Origin of the sequence: Marinobacter lipolyticus SM19, from assembly GCF_000397065.2 — a bacterium.
Lineage (GTDB): Bacteria > Pseudomonadota > Gammaproteobacteria > Pseudomonadales > Oleiphilaceae > Marinobacter > Marinobacter lipolyticus.
Genome location: NZ_KE007327.1, coordinates 159,414 through 173,824, shown reverse-complemented (window position 1 = coordinate 173,824; position 14,411 = coordinate 159,414). Strand labels below are relative to the sequence as shown.

16 protein-coding genes are annotated in these 14,411 nt (G+C 59.2%); 11 read left to right on the top strand and 5 right to left on the bottom strand.

All coding sequences use genetic code 11. The features are described from left to right. Positions 1-103: 103 nt before the first annotated feature. The 6 genes from MARLIPOL_RS15390 to MARLIPOL_RS15365 all read left to right on the top strand — a co-directional run bounded on the left by MARLIPOL_RS15390 (position 104) and on the right by MARLIPOL_RS15365 (position 6,126). On the top strand, positions 104-1,177 hold the full coding sequence (locus MARLIPOL_RS15390; RefSeq protein WP_012139210.1) for a sensor histidine kinase: 1,074 nt from the start codon (positions 104-106) through the stop codon (positions 1,175-1,177). Then, positions 1,174-1,935 carry a LytR/AlgR family response regulator transcription factor gene (locus tag MARLIPOL_RS15385; RefSeq protein WP_012139209.1) on the top strand — a complete coding sequence of 254 codons (762 nt, stop codon included), beginning with the start codon at positions 1,174-1,176 and terminating at the stop codon, positions 1,933-1,935. Before MARLIPOL_RS15390 ends, MARLIPOL_RS15385 begins: the two co-directional genes overlap by 4 nt. Positions 1,936-2,040: 105 nt before the next feature. Continuing rightward, entirely contained in the window at positions 2,041-2,982 is a 942-nt protein-coding gene (gene hemC / locus MARLIPOL_RS15380) for a hydroxymethylbilane synthase (protein ID WP_012139208.1), read from the top strand. After that, positions 2,963-3,748: a uroporphyrinogen-III synthase gene (locus MARLIPOL_RS15375; RefSeq protein WP_012139206.1), complete on the top strand. Its 786-nt coding sequence runs from the start codon at positions 2,963-2,965 to the stop codon at positions 3,746-3,748. Before hemC ends, MARLIPOL_RS15375 begins: the two co-directional genes overlap by 20 nt. Positions 3,749-3,775: 27 nt before the next feature. Next, the gene (locus MARLIPOL_RS15370) at positions 3,776-4,891 is read left to right on the top strand and encodes a uroporphyrinogen-III C-methyltransferase (protein ID WP_036191999.1); all 1,116 of its coding nucleotides are present in this window, start codon (positions 3,776-3,778) and stop codon (positions 4,889-4,891) included. After that, positions 4,888-6,126 (top strand): heme biosynthesis HemY N-terminal domain-containing protein, encoded by a 1,239-nt coding sequence (locus MARLIPOL_RS15365; RefSeq protein ID WP_012139203.1) that lies wholly within the window; start codon positions 4,888-4,890, stop codon positions 6,124-6,126. Before MARLIPOL_RS15370 ends, MARLIPOL_RS15365 begins: the two co-directional genes overlap by 4 nt. A 2-nt stretch (positions 6,127-6,128) precedes the next feature. On the opposite strand, the gene MARLIPOL_RS15360 is transcribed toward MARLIPOL_RS15365, so the two are convergent. From MARLIPOL_RS15360 to rho, 3 genes are all read right to left on the bottom strand, one after another. Then, positions 6,129-7,163, bottom strand: a complete 1,035-nt coding sequence (locus tag MARLIPOL_RS15360) for a 2Fe-2S iron-sulfur cluster-binding protein (protein WP_407638098.1) — start codon at positions 7,161-7,163, stop codon at positions 6,129-6,131. Next, complete coding sequence (gene ubiD, locus MARLIPOL_RS15355) at positions 7,135-8,622, bottom strand: 4-hydroxy-3-polyprenylbenzoate decarboxylase (protein ID WP_012139199.1); 1,488 nt, start codon at positions 8,620-8,622, stop codon at positions 7,135-7,137. Before ubiD ends, MARLIPOL_RS15360 begins: the two co-directional genes overlap by 29 nt. A gap of 203 nt (positions 8,623-8,825) precedes the next feature. After that, complete coding sequence (rho, locus tag MARLIPOL_RS15350) at positions 8,826-10,088, bottom strand: transcription termination factor Rho (protein WP_012139198.1); 1,263 nt, start codon at positions 10,086-10,088, stop codon at positions 8,826-8,828. Positions 10,089-10,107: 19 nt separating this feature from the next. Here rho and MARLIPOL_RS18585 point away from each other — a divergent pair, with 19 nt between their 5' ends. Genes MARLIPOL_RS18585 through MARLIPOL_RS15330 form a run of 5 tightly spaced genes read left to right on the top strand, consistent with a single transcriptional unit; the run spans position 10,108 to position 12,970 of the window. Next, complete coding sequence (locus MARLIPOL_RS18585; RefSeq protein ID WP_145768799.1) at positions 10,108-10,458, top strand: hypothetical protein; 351 nt, start codon at positions 10,108-10,110, stop codon at positions 10,456-10,458. Further along, entirely contained in the window at positions 10,455-11,027 is a 573-nt protein-coding gene (gene moaB, locus MARLIPOL_RS15345) for a molybdenum cofactor biosynthesis protein B (RefSeq protein WP_012139197.1), read from the top strand. Before MARLIPOL_RS18585 ends, moaB begins: the two co-directional genes overlap by 4 nt. A 2-nt stretch (positions 11,028-11,029) precedes the next feature. Next, a complete protein-coding gene (locus MARLIPOL_RS15340; protein WP_012139196.1) occupies positions 11,030-12,244 on the top strand; it encodes a molybdopterin molybdotransferase MoeA in 1,215 nt (404 codons plus the stop codon). A gap of 2 nt (positions 12,245-12,246) precedes the next feature. After that, positions 12,247-12,510: a molybdopterin converting factor subunit 1 gene (gene moaD, locus MARLIPOL_RS15335; RefSeq protein WP_012139195.1), complete on the top strand. Its 264-nt coding sequence runs from the start codon at positions 12,247-12,249 to the stop codon at positions 12,508-12,510. Position 12,511: 1 nt separating this feature from the next. Beyond that, on the top strand, positions 12,512-12,970 hold the full coding sequence (locus MARLIPOL_RS15330) for a molybdenum cofactor biosynthesis protein MoaE (RefSeq protein ID WP_012139194.1): 459 nt from the start codon (positions 12,512-12,514) through the stop codon (positions 12,968-12,970). Between the two features lie 197 nt (positions 12,971-13,167). On the opposite strand, the gene mobA is transcribed toward MARLIPOL_RS15330, so the two are convergent. Together mobA and trxA are read right to left on the bottom strand one after the other, a co-directional pair. Further along, positions 13,168-13,770, bottom strand: a complete 603-nt coding sequence (mobA, locus tag MARLIPOL_RS15325; RefSeq protein ID WP_036192090.1) for a molybdenum cofactor guanylyltransferase MobA — start codon at positions 13,768-13,770, stop codon at positions 13,168-13,170. A 61-nt stretch (positions 13,771-13,831) separates the two neighbouring features. Continuing rightward, positions 13,832-14,158: a thioredoxin TrxA gene (gene trxA / locus MARLIPOL_RS15320; protein WP_012139190.1), complete on the bottom strand. Its 327-nt coding sequence runs from the start codon at positions 14,156-14,158 to the stop codon at positions 13,832-13,834. Between the last annotated feature and the right edge of the window lie 253 nt (positions 14,159-14,411).

Genomic DNA, 14,411 nt, shown 5'->3' with positions numbered 1-14,411 from the left:
CCGGCATTATTTTGCGGGGTGAATTAAAAGGTGAATAAGATGGTCGCGGGATTATAACATTCCGGCGCGCTCTATTGCGCTCCCTGTTCAGGAAAGAGGTTTGATGGCAGCACCACGCAAAAGCAGCGAATTCTACGTGCCCGATTTGTGTCGTGTGCGGGCCGTATTCATGCTGCTCATTACCAGCGAACTGATGGTGCTGGTGCTGTCCATTGTGCAAGCGAAAGCAGACTGGATTGACTGGAACTACTTTGGCCTCCTGTCCCTCTTCGTGCAATGGACGGTGCTGACCAGCGCCGCCCTGATCTGCCTGCTGCGCAACTGGCTGGCACGACTGAGCGTTACCCGCTCCACCCTCGCGATGGTCATTATCGTCTTGCTGGACGTGCTTGCTTTCGGACTGTTCGCCGACAGTGTTCTCTACCCGCAACCCGGCGTCAGTGGCTGGCAGGGGATTGCCAAGAAACTGTTGCTGGCGCTGCTGATCACGCTGATGGTACTGCGCTATTTCTATCTGCAGCATCAGTGGCAGCAGCAGCGGGAAGCGGAAATGCAGGCACGCCTCGCCGCCCTGCAGGCGCGGATACACCCCCACTTCCTGTTCAACAGCATGAACACCATTGCCAGCCTGATCGCGGTCAACCCGGACCGGGCCGAGGATGCGGTGCTGGACCTGTCGGAACTGTTTCGTGCCAGCCTGCGGGCCGGGGACCGCCTGATTCCACTGAAAGACGAACTGGACCTGTGTCGGCGCTACTTGGATATCGAGGGTTTACGGCTCGGAGACAGACTGACGTTGCAATGGGATATTGCACCAGACCTGGAAAAGCAGGCCATCCCCCCCCTGACGCTACAACCACTGCTGGAGAACGCCATTTACCACGGTATCCAGCCGCGCCCGGAGGGCGGCACCGTGACGCTGGAGGCTTCCCACCGTGGACACTTCGTTTATATCATGGTGCAAAATCCACGGCCCGAATCCACCATCAGCAAACACGATGGCAACCGCATGGCCCTTGCCAATATCCAGTCAAGATTGCAGGCTCTGTTCGGCGACGAGGCGGTACTCAAACACAGCCACCAGAACGACGTATACACAGTTACCCTGAGACTGCCCCGCAGGACCGCCAATCACAGTGCCGGGCCAGATATCGAAGGATCACGAAACGAATCATGACAGCCACAACCCCACCGCTTCGCAAGGTACTCATAGCCGATGACGAGCCCCTGGCCCGGGACCGGCTACGACGACTGATTCAGGACATTCCCGGTTACAGGGTATGCGGCGAGGCCGTGGACGGCGACAGCACCTTGCGCCAGGTGGCGGAACTGGCCCCGGATATCCTGTTGCTGGATATCCGCATGCCGGGTACCGATGGTATGGATGCCGCGGCTACGATCAATCAGCTGGACCACCCGCCTGCCATCATTTTCTGCACCGCCTACGACCATTACGCCATCAAGGCCTTTGACGTCAGCGCTGCGGCGTACCTGCTCAAACCCGTTCGCCGAGAAGCGCTGAGTGAAGCCCTTGCCCGCTCTGGCCAGGTCAATCGCGTCCAGCAGCAGACCCTTGCAGCCCGCGGGGCCGAAGACACGGGTCAGCTTGCCATCAAGACCCATCGCGGGACCGAGCTTATCGATATCGGTGCAATCCTCTACTGCGAGGCGGACCAGAAATACGTCACCATTCACCACACACGAGGCGAAATCGTCTCCGACTACACCCTGAAAGAGCTGGAGCAATGCCACCCGAAGTCATTGCTGCGCATTCACCGTCACACCCTGGTGGGGGTTAGCTTTATCCAGGCCCTCACCCGCGATGGTCAAGGCCACAGCTCGGTTGTTTTGCGAGACGGGCTGGGGCAATTGCCAGTCAGCCGCCGCCATGCCAGTGCGGTCCGGCAATGGCTGCAGGAACATCAACCGGGTTGATGCTGACCACGAACACAGACCAAGAAAGCGCGGTGCCGTGGCGGGACTTTTTCGCCGCTTCAAGGTAACCTTGACCAACATTTTTCCAAACCGGCAACGTTCATCATGTCAAAACGAACTCTGCGTATCGCGACCCGCAGCAGTGCCCTGGCACTGTGGCAGGCCGAATTCATCAAATCCGAACTGGAGCGGCTCCACGACACCATCTCCGTGGAACTGGTCAAGATCAAGACCCAGGGCGACAAGATCCTCGACGTTCCCCTGGCCAAGATCGGCGGCAAGGGCCTGTTCGTAAAGGAACTGGAAGAGGCCATGCTCGATGGCCGCGCGGATCTGGCGGTGCATTCCATGAAGGATGTCCCGATGGAGTTCCCGGAAGGTCTGGATCTGGTCGCCATTTGCGAACGGGAAGACCCGACCGACGCCTTTGTCAGCAACCACCACGACAACGTCGACGCCCTGCCCCAGGGTGCTGTGGTGGGTACTGCCAGCCTGCGCCGGGAAGCCCAGTTGCGGGCCTATCGCCCTGACCTGCAAATCCGTGTTTTACGGGGCAACGTCAACACCCGGTTGGCCAAACTGGACGCCGGCGAGTACGACGCCATTGTCCTGGCCAGCTCGGGCCTGAAGCGCCTGGGTTTCCACGACCGCATCCGATATTGCCTGCCGGATTCCGTGTCACTGCCAGCCGTTGGGCAAGGCGCCCTGGGCATTGAGTGCCGCGTAAATGATACTGAGCTGCTCGCCATGTTGGCACCACTGAACCACCAGGACACTTCGGATCGTGTCAGAGCGGAGCGTGCCCTGAACCGTCGTCTGCAAGGCGGCTGTCAGGTGCCCATCGCGGCCTATGCCTTGCTGGAAGACAAGGATACGGTCTGGCTGAGGGGGCTGGTCGGCGCTGTTGATGGCACCCGGATTTTCCGTGTTGAAGGGCGGGCCCCCAGATCCGAGGGCGAACGTCTGGGTCGTGAACTGGCCGAGGACCTCCTGGCCATGGGCGCTGACAAGGTACTGGCTGAAATCTATGGCCACACGCCTACCTGATCCCCGCTCCCTGACCGGCCGGCGAATCCTGATTTGCCGGCCGGAGCCCGAGGCCTCGCGGCTGGCCGCTTGCTTCCGCGAAGCCGGGGCCGATGCCCGGGTACTGCCGTTAATCGGCCGTGAACCGTTACCGGAAACCCCGGAAACCCGCACCCTGATCCAGAATCTCGATCACTACTCCCACGTTATCGCGGTGAGCCCCTATGCCGCCTCCCTGTTTATGGCGCTGGCCGACAACTGGTGGCCTCAGCTTCCCATGGGGATTCGCTGGTACGGTGTGGGTCGGGGTACCGCAGCGGTGCTGGCGGGCCACGGCCTCAGCCCCCGTATGCCAACCAACGGCTGGACCAGCGAGGCCCTGCTGGCACTCCCCTCCCTGCAACGATTTAGCGGAGAAAAGGTTCTGCTGGTGCGGGGCGAGGAAGGACGTGAACTGATCTACCAGACGCTCAGTGATCGGGGTGCCAGAGTCAACGTATTACCGTTGTATCGACGGTATCAGCCACACCACGATGCCACCACATTGGACAAAGCCCTGCTATGCTTCTTACCGGAGGCTGTGATCACGCTGTCAGGGGAGACATTGAACAATCTCATCGCACTGAGTGAGAATACCGGCCATAATCTCGACAAAACATTGCTGGTGGTCCCTGCCAGCCGGGTCGCTGAACAGGCCCGTCAGGCCGGGCTGAACAGAATCTGTATACCGGAAAGCCTTGCCGACAACGACATCGTGGCAACCGTCGCAGAAGAACTGGACGGCTGAGGGTTGCCCCGTAAACACCAAGTAAGGATGCCTGTGACTGAATCAAATACACAACTGCCTGCCGCCATCCCTCAGGATAAACCCGCTCGGAAGAAGCTCTGGCCCCTGTGGCTGATTTCACTTCTTGCGCTGACCCTGGTGATCGCCCTCGCCCTATGGAGTTGGCAGCAATGGAATGACCGTCAGGCATTGCAGCAGACCCTGAACGATCTCAGCGGTGATGTCTCCCGGCTGGACAGCCAGTATGGCGCACGGGGCAGCGAACAGAGCGAGAGAATCCAGTCACTGGAAGACAAGCTGGCCGATCAGCGGGAGTTGCTTGCCACCCAGCAACGTCAGATCGATCATAATGCCAGGGAACTGCTGGAAGCGGGCAACCGCACCCGTACCGACTGGCTGTTGGCCGAAGCCGAATACCTGTTGAGGGTTGCCAACCAGAGACTGCTTATCGAAAAAGACATCCGTGGCGCGCTGGCGGCACTGGAAGCCGGCGACGAAGTACTCAACGAATCAGACGACATCGGCGTCTACCCGGTACGGCAGCAACTGGCCAAAGAAATCCTTTCCCTCAAGGGCATTGCCGATGTCGATCGCACTGGCCTCTACCTGACCCTGGAAGCCGCCATCGACAGCGTTAACCGACTGACGGACGATGCGCTGGTCAATGAACGTGCACCAGGATTTGTCGCTACTGCAGATGCAGCCCTGGGCGACAATCCCGAAGGCGAACCCGGCCTGTTCAGTCAGGGCTGGACCAAGGTCAAGAGCACGCTTGCGAACGTGGTTGTCGTTCGCCGCCTGGACGAGCCCGTCAAACCCCTGCTCTCTCCCGATCAGAGCGCGTACGCCCGCCTCAACCTGCAACTGATGCTGGAGGAAGCGGAAATGGCCGTACTTCGCGGTCACCAGGAGCTCTACGACCGCGCGCTAACCAAAGCCGGTAACGCTATTACCGACTGGTACGACAACACCAACCCCCAGGTCGCTGCGCTTACCCAGACCCTGGGCGAACTTCAGGACCGGAACATCGATCCGCAGCTGCCCGACATCAGCCGTTCACTGGAGCTGTTGAAAGCCCGGCTGGAGGGCCGTCAGAGCACGCCCACCAACACCAACGATGAGGAAGAGGAGAGCGAATCATGATTCGCCTCCTGCTGATCATACTTGTTGCACTGCTGATCGGTACCGCCCTGTCCATGGGACTCGAGTACGACCTGGGCTACATCCGCATCAGCCTGGGTCATTACCTGATCGAGACCAACTTCTGGGTTGGACTGGCCTTGCTGGTGGCGGTGGTGGTGCTTTCGGTACTCACCATCAATCTGATACGCCGTTTCCGCCAGGGCACCGGAATGATGGCCGGCTGGCTCGCCCGCGGCAACCAGCGACGTGCCCGCCGCCGTACCACCCATGGGCTTTTGGCACTGGCTGAAGGCAACTGGCCCAGGGCCCGTAAGCTGCTGACGTCCTCCGCCAATCATGCCGACACCCCATTGATCAATTACCTGGCAGCGGCACAGGCCGCGTTCGAGTCAGGCGACCATGAAGCCGTCGATGAACTGCTGCGTGCAGCATTCGAAAGCACCCCGGGTTCAGACATGGCCGTGGGCATCACACAGGCCCAACTGCAATTGGCGGGCAACCGTCTGGAGCAGGCACTGGCCACGCTGATCCGACTACGCAAACAAGCGCCGAACCACCCCTTTGTGCTGAAGCTGCTGAAGAATACCTACCTGAGACTGGAAGACTGGCGCGAATTAGCGAAGCTGTTACCGGAAATGCGCAAGCGCAACCTGCTCGCCGCAGATGAAGTGGAAACGCTGGAACGCACGGTCTGGCAAAACCTGCTGCAACGTGCCGCGGAAGACTGCCGCCGCCAGACCGGAGCGGACTCGGCATCGCTAGAACCCCTGACCCGGCTGTGGGATGAGTTACCCGGCGTACTGCGCCGGGATGAGCACACCATTCGCGAATACGCCCGACTGCTTGCAGACCTTGGCGATGAAGCCCAGTCGGAAACGTTGCTGAGGAAAGTGCTGCGCAATCACTGGAGCGATGAACTGATCAACCTGTACGGCCGCGTGAAGGGCAAAAAGCCCGACGAACAGCTGCTAATCGCTGAACAGTGGCTGAAAGACCGCCCCAACAACGCCGAACTGCTGCTGGCACTGGGGCGCCTGAGCCTGAGAAACGAACTGTGGGGCAAGGCCAGGGAGTATTTCGAGACCAGCCTGCATTTGCGTCGCAGCCGCGAGACCCTGGCGGAACTGAGCCGGCTGAATGCCCATATGGGCGAAGAGGACACCAGCGTAAAGCTGCTGATGCAGGGGCTGCTGAAGGACAGTGAATTGCCCGATCTACCGATGCCGAAGGCCTGATATCAGGCCCTCGGCGCGTACTCCAGAACGTCGGAGAAAAACGCCGCTTCCGGCAAGCCAGCTTCAATCAATGCATCCATCAGCGTATACACCATCGTCGGTGACCCGCTGGCATGCACTTCCACATTCTTCCAGTCCACGCCGGAAGCCAGGACTGCTCGCACCAGCTGATCGTGATGGCCAGCCCAGTCGTTATCCTCGTCATCACCCACGACGGGCAGAAATGTAAGCGGCGGCCACTCCTGCTCCCATTTCTGGGCCAGACTTCGCAGGTACATATCCTCATGGCGGCGCACGCCCCAGTAAAGCCTGACTGGCTGTCCATAGGAGGTTGTCCTGAGGTAGTCCACCAGGCTCTTCATCTGGGCAAACCCGGTACCGGCCGCCACCAGCAGCAACGGTTTTTCCGGAGCCGCGGCCAGGCAGGCCTTGCCGTGGGGAAGCTCCACCGTGACGTCGTTACCCGAAGTCAGCGCTTCAATCACCTTCTGCGCCGATACCCAGTCCGGCGAGGCCTGGATATGCAGCTCAATGTTCGATTCCGATGGGCTGCTGGCGATGGAGAAGTAGCAGGGCTCGGCATTCGGCAGATTCACGGACAGGTACTGACCGGCATGAAACGACAGGTCCCGACGACGAGGCAGCTGAAGCTCGACCCGGTAGACGTCGTGGCTGATGGAGCGAACGTCCACCACCTTTGCCTGGTATTTGCGAGGCTGATTGGTTCCTGCTGCCATAACGGCGTTGATCTCCAGTTCCAGGTCCCCGAGCGCGAGGGTTCGGCACATCATCAGTCGCTCGTTGACCGTAATCGTCTGTTGGTTGCGGGTGTTCAGCGCGCTGCCGGCCAGTAGCCGGGCTTCGCAGATTTCACACACCCCATTGCGGCAGGCGGCGGGCACGGCAATGCCCGCATCGGCTGCGGCATCAAGCAAGTCTGTTTCCGGACCGACCGAATAGATCAATCCGGACGGTTTCAGGACAACCCGATACACATCGTTGTTCCTATCACTCGGGGCGATCAGGCGAAGTTTCAATCCCCAGACTGTCCCAAAGATCATCCACCCGTTGTTTGACTTCGTCGGTCATGGTGATTGGTGTACCCCACTCCCGATCGGTTTCACCGGGCCATTTATTCGTCGCGTCCATACCCATTTTCGAGCCGAGGCCTGACACCGGCGAGGCGAAGTCCAGGTAATCAATCGGCGTGCTCTCTACCATCGTGGTGTCACGGGCCGGATCCATACGGGTGGTCATCGCCCAGATAACATCCTTCCAGTCACGGGCATTTACATCGTCGTCGGTAACAATCACGAATTTGGTGTACATGAACTGCCGCAAAAATGACCATACCCCCATCATCACCCGTTTAGCATGGCCAGGGTACTGTTTCTTCATGGTCACCACTGCAAGGCGGTAGGAACAGCCTTCCGGCGGCAAATAGAAGTCCACAATCTCCGGAAACTGCTTCTGCAATATCGGGATAAACACTTCATTCAACGCAACACCGAGAATCGCCGGCTCATCGGGCGGACGGCCAGTGTAGGTGCTGTGATAGATCGGGCCTTTGCGATGGGTGATTCGCTCCACGGTAAACACCGGGAACTGGTCCACTTCGTTGTAATAGCCGGTGTGATCCCCGAACGGCCCTTCCGGTGCCATGTCGTCCGGATAAATAAACCCTTCCAGCACAATCTCGGCACTGGCCGGCACCTGCAGATCACTGAGGCCACACTGAACCAGCTCGGTCCGGCTGCCCCGCAACAGGCCCGCAAAGGCGTATTCGGACAGACTATCCGGCACCGGGGTCACAGCCCCCAGGATAGTGGCCGGATCGGCACCCAGGGCAACCGCCACCGGATAGGGCTGGCCCGGGTTGGCTTTCTGGAACTCCTGGAAATCCAGCGCACCACCGCGATGACTGAGCCAACGCATAATCAGCCGGTTACGACCAATCACCTGTTGACGGTAAATCCCCAGATTCTGGCGTTCCTTATGAGGGCCACGGGTGATCACCAACGGCCAGGTCACCAGCGGACCGGCATCCCCGGGCCAGCAGTGCTGAACCGGAATCTGGTACAGGTCCACCTGATCCTTCTCGATCACCACGTCCTGACAGGGCGCGGAACGCAACACCTTCGGACTCATCCGCATGACCTGCCGGAACAACGGTAGTTTCTCAATGGCGTCCTTGAACCCTTTGGGGGGATCCGGCTCCTTCAAAAAAGCCAGAAGCTTGCCAATCTCCCGCAACGCGGTGACATCGTCCTGCCCCATACCCAACGCCACCCGTTTCGGCGTGCCAAACAGATTGGCCAACACCGGCATGTCGTAACCTTTCGGGTTTTCGAACAACAACGCCGGACCGCCCGCCCGCAGGGTGCGATCGCAGATTTCGGTCATTTCCAGATGGGGATCAACTTCAACGCTGATGCGTTTTAGTTCGCCCAGCTTTTCCAGCTGACCGATAAAATCTCTAAGATCGTTGTATTTCATTCGGTGCTCCGTTCGCGCTTCTGATACTACGGAGGTAAGCCCCTGGCGGACTATTATTCGGAGGCCGGAACGAGGTGTGGGACAGGCGGGGCCAAAACATTCAGGGAAACCACGTTTCCCCGTTTTGGCCCCGCCTGTCCCACACCTCATCCCTCAAGCTTAAAGGACTACACCGGGCAATGGTGTGAGCCTTAAGACCGTAATCAACGACGCTTCATGGACTGGAAGAACTCGTCATTGGTCTTGGTGTCCTTCAGCTTGTCCAGCAGGAACTCGATGGCAGCCGTATCGTCGTCCATCGAGTGCAGCAGCTTACGCAGGATCCAGATACGCTGGATATCTGCCTCGGACATCAACAGATCCTCACGGCGGGTGCCGGAACTGCGGATGTTGATCGCCGGATAGGTACGCTTCTCGGCAATCTTGCGATCCAGGTGGATCTCCATGTTGCCGGTGCCCTTGAACTCCTCGTAGATCACCTCGTCCATCTTGGAGCCGGTGTTCACCAGTGCCGTGGCAAGGATGGTCAGGCTGCCGCCCTCTTCCACGTTACGGGCCGCACCGAAGAAACGCTTGGGCTTCTCCAGGGCGTGGGCATCGACACCACCGGTCAGAACCTTGCCGGAGGACGGGATCACAGTGTTGTAGGCACGGGCCAGACGGGTGATGGAGTCCAGCAGGATCACCACGTCCTTCTTGTGCTCGACCAGGCGCTTGGCCTTCTCGATCACCATCTCGGCCACCTGTACGTGACGGGCCGGCGGCTCATCAAAGGTGGAAGCGATGACCTCACCGCGGACGGTACGCTGCATTTCCGTCACTTCCTCCGGGCGCTCATCGATGAGCAGTACCATGACATGGCACTCCGGGTTGTTGCGGGTGATGGACTGGGCGATGCTTTGCATCAGCAGCGTCTTACCCGCCTTGGGCGGGGAGACAATCAGGCCACGCTGGCCCTTGCCGATCGGCGCCACCAGATCCAGAACCCGGGAGGAGAGATCCTCGGTGCTGCCGTTACCGGCTTCGAGCATGAGGCGCTCGTCCGGGAAGAGCGGCGTCAGGTTCTCGAACAGGATCTTGTTGCGGGCGTTGTCCGGCTTGTCGAAGTTAATCTCGTTAACTTTCAGCAGGGCAAAGTAACGCTCGCCGTCTTTGGGCGGGCGGATCTTGCCGGCAACCGTATCACCGGTTCGCAGGTTGAAACGGCGAATCTGGCTCGGCGATACGTAGATATCGTCGGGTCCGGCAAGGTATGAGGCATCAGCGGAACGGAGGAAGCCGAAACCATCCTGCAGAATTTCCAGTACGCCATCACCGTAGATGTCTTCGCCGCTTTTGGCATGCTTCTTCAGGATCGTAAAGATGACATCCTGTTTGCGCGAACGGGCCAGGTTATCAAGGCCCATCTCTTGCGCAATATCGAGCAATTCGGGCACGGACTTCTGCTTGAGTTCAGTAAGGTTCATAGGTTGTTAGATTTTCGGAATGGAAGTAAACGAATATTGGAATGACAGGAATGCCCCTGAACGAGTTGGTCGGGTGCTAGTTGAACTTGGTGCTGGCCAGATGGAGCAACCGGTAAAGATGAAAGCCGGAAAAGTACTGAAGCCAGAGACAGGAAGAACAACCGTTCGCCGGGCAACACGGATAATCGGCCACCTGACCATTGAATGTCAAGTGATGCTGAGCAAATTAACACCAATTGCCATGCACAGCAAAACAAAATACCACCTTGATTATCCTCCTCCCTCTGAAGGAATACTCCCCTTCCATTCCTCTTCGGCTACAGGGATACTGACCATAATCAGTGATTTAAACTGCGGAGCAACCCCATGAGCAGCGAGAAAACCAGCGAACTCAAACCCCTGAACATCGCCATCCTGACGGTATCCGATACCCGTGGGGCCGACGAGGACACATCCGGCCAGTTTCTTGAGGACAGCGTTGTGGAGGCTGGTCACCGGTTGATCGCTCGCCGTATCCTCCCGGACGATGTGTATCTGGTTCGCGCGCTGATGTCTGGCTGGATAGCCGATCCGGACATTCACGCCATTATTATCACAGGTGGCACCGGTTTCCATGAGCGCGACAGCACTCCGGAAGCGGTCGCACCGCTGCTGGACAAAACCATCGAAGGCTTTGGCGAGGAGTTCCGTCGGTTATCGGCTTCGGAAATCGGCACATCCACCATACAGTCCCGCGCTTTTGGGGGCCTGGCAAACCATACCGTGATTTTCTGCCTGCCCGGATCAACCGGTGCGTGTCGCACCGGCTGGAACGGCATCCTGAACACGCAACTGGACAGTCGTCACGGCCCGTGCAACTTCTCGGCTCTGGCGCTTCGCAAACCGGACCGCCCCCATCATCGGCTGCATGAAAAAATCGGCACCCGGGGGCAACGATAACCATGGCGGGCCAATACCTGACGGCGGTTGAAGAAGCGATCTCGCACATTCTGGCACAGGCAAAGGCACTGACCGGATCGGAAACCGTACCGCTGGCCGACAGCCTTGGCAGAGTGCTGGCAGAGAATCATCACGTGCCCGCCGATGTGCCGCCTGCGGACAACAGCGCGGTGGATGGTTACGCCCTGAGAACTCAGGACCTGGTTGCCAATCAACCCTTGCCGGTGTCAGCCCGGGTGCCTGCAGGGCAGGCCCCGATGGCGATTGAGCCCGGAACGGCGGTTCGCATCTTTACTGGCTCGGAGATTCCGACTGGCGCGAATGCGGTGGTCATGCAGGAGCGTGTCGAGGCGACCGATGCCGGCGTCGTCATCGGCGCCGATGTCAGCGACGGTCAGAACATCCGCCGCCGTGGCCAGGACTTGCGCCAGGATGACCTGGCACTGGCCAGGGGCATCCGCATACGCCCTCAGGAAATGGGGCTGCTGGCTTCCATGGGCATTGCCCGGGTGCCAGTGATTCCCCGGTTGAAAGTGGCCATCCTGAGCACGGGCGATGAACTGGTGGAACCGGGGACCGCCCTTCAGCCCGGTCAGATCTACAACACCAACCGGTTTACCCTACTCGGCTTGCTGGCCGAAATCGGCTGTGACGTGGTGTTGTGTGAAACGCTTCGAGACACCAGGGAAGTCACTCAGACAACCCTGAAGCGCGCGGCCAATGAGGCGGATCTTGTGATCACCAGTGGTGGCGTTTCAGTGGGGGAAGAGGATCACGTGCGGGCAGTACTGGAAGAGTCAGGCGAGCTGTCTCTGTGGCGCATGGCGATCAAGCCGGGCAAACCACTGGCGTTCGGTTCCATCGATGGCACACCGGTTTTGGGCCTGCCGGGCAATCCGGCAGCGGTGCTGGTCACGTTTTTGGTGGTGGGCATTCCATACATCCGCAAACGCCAGGGCGTCACGGACTACCGTGTTTACGGGGAACCGCTGCCAGCGGCTTTCAGTGTGGATTCGGCATCCATTCGCAAGGAATTTGTCCGGGCGCGAAAGGAACTTAACGGGCAGCAGATGTCGGTAGCGGCTTACCCGAACCAGAGTTCCGGGATGCTGAGTTCCGCCTGCTGGGCCGACGGACTGGCGGTGGTGCCGGAACATACAACCATCACCCCCGGTGATATAATTACCTATTATTCCTTTGCCGAACTTCTGGGGTAACCATGGGGAACGAAAACACCCTGACCGTTCATTTCTTTGCCCGCCTGCGAGAAGAGTTGGCGACCGATAGCCTCACACTGCCGGTACGCCCCGACATCACCGCCGGTCAGGTGCTGTCTGATCTGGCGGCAAAAGGAGGCCCGTGGGCGCAACTGGATGAAGGTCAACCGGTGATGATTGCCGTCAACCAGGTCATGGCCAGGCCCGAAACGCGGCTCAAGGCGGGGGATGAGGTGGCTTTCTTCCCGCCAGTGACAGGAGGCTGACATGGACTATTCCGTCTCTGTGCAACAGGAGGATTTCGACGTCGCCACGGAATACCGGGCGCTACGGGGTAGCGATGCCGGCACGGGCGCGATCGCGACGTTTACCGGTCTGGTGCGGGACAGTGGCGATCTGCAGGGCGTAACGGGTCTGTTTCTGGAACATTACCCGGGGATGACGGAGCGGGTCATCGAGGATCTGATTGAGCAGGCGGCCGAGCGCTGGGATGTGCGCAAGGCGCGGGTGCTTCATCGGGTCGGTGAGCTGGCGCTGTGTGATCAAATTGTGTTTGTGGGGGTATGCAGTGCCCACCGCGGAGATGCCTTTGCGGCCTGTGCGTTCATTATGGATGCCTTGAAGACGTCGGCGCCGTTCTGGAAGAAGGAGATAACGGAGTCCGGAGAGCATTGGGTTGAACAGAAGGACGCTGATCTGGCCCGCAGTCAGGGATGGGAGTTGTAGTTTCCCGGTTGGTAGCTCTGGAGCATTGCCGCCGGGGCTTTGGTGCATGGCCGATCGGTCAGCAGGTCAGGCTCCCCTCCCGAAAAACGCTTTGAATACGTCCCTGTACGCTTGGGCTCCGCCATCCATGGCTCCGCACATTTTCGGGAGGGGAGCCTGACCTGCCGACCTAGTTTTCAGTTGCCTGCGAAGTTCCTTTAGGTATCCGTTAAGTCTTCCGGGCGGTTTCTGTTCTTGAACGCCTGGGCCGCATCGTCACATTTCACTTCAATCGCTCCAGCCATCTCGGCAAAGACCATCACTCTGCGGTTGCCTTCCTGTAACTGCTTTTCCAGTAACGGTGCCAGCGATACCGGATAAACGCCGTGCAGCGGGTGCGCCCTGCCCTCGCATTCGGCGATGACGGGATGTTTCGGAGCTTTCCGCCAGGCATCCACCAGACAGGACAGCACCTCAGGGGTGATTTCCGGGGTGTCACAGGGGCAGACCAGTACGGCATCAGCGTCTATGGCTGCGGCCTGTTTAAGGCCGGTTAGCAGGCCTGCCAGAGGGCCCTGGCCACGAATGGAGTCGTCATCTTCGAAGACCTGGTCCGGGGCAAGCTGCCGGTAGTCTTCCTGGGAGCGGTTAGCGCTGATCAGGACGGGGCTGGTCACGGACGACAAGACGTCGTATACCCAGGCGGCCATGGGGCGGCCGTTCCAGGGGACCATGCCTTTGTCGCGGCCTCCGAGGCGGCGGCCTTCGCCTCCGGCCAGGAGCAGGCCGGCGATGTGTTGGTGGTCAGTCTGTTGTTTCATGACCATAAAAAACCGCCCGTGAACGCTGGTTCAGGGGCGGCTTCGGGCGTCCGGTCAGCAATCAGAGGTTGCTGTCCAGGAAGGCCGCCAGCTGGGACTTGGACAGTGCACCCACTTTGGTGGCGTCCACGTTGCCGTTCTTGAACAGCATCAGGGTGGGAATACCGCGGATGTTGAATTTGGGCGGAGTCTGTTCGTTTTCGTCGATGTTCAGCTTGCAGATTTTCAGCTTGCCGTCGTACTCATCGGCAATCTCTTCCAGTACCGGGGCGATCATCTTGCAGGGACCGCACCACTCTGCCCAGTAATCCACCAGCACAGGTACGTCAGACTGCAGTACGTCCTGCTCAAAAGATGCGTCAGTTACGTTTACGATATTTCCGCTCATTACCATTTCCTGATTCAGGCACTTCTCACTCTCGATACCAGGTGGCTACCACTTGGTACCAGTACGGCCCATGCCGCGGCGATCGGTGCTGTTGAACGTTGCTGAAGGCTGCGTTCTGTTCAAAAAGCAGCCGTTCACCCTCATATTGATACGGCATACTTTACGCGATTGATCAGCTGTCTGTGAAGCGGTTCTGCCCGTCTCTCGGTTTCCCGCTATACTGACGATGACAAAAATCCGATGGCGTCCCTTA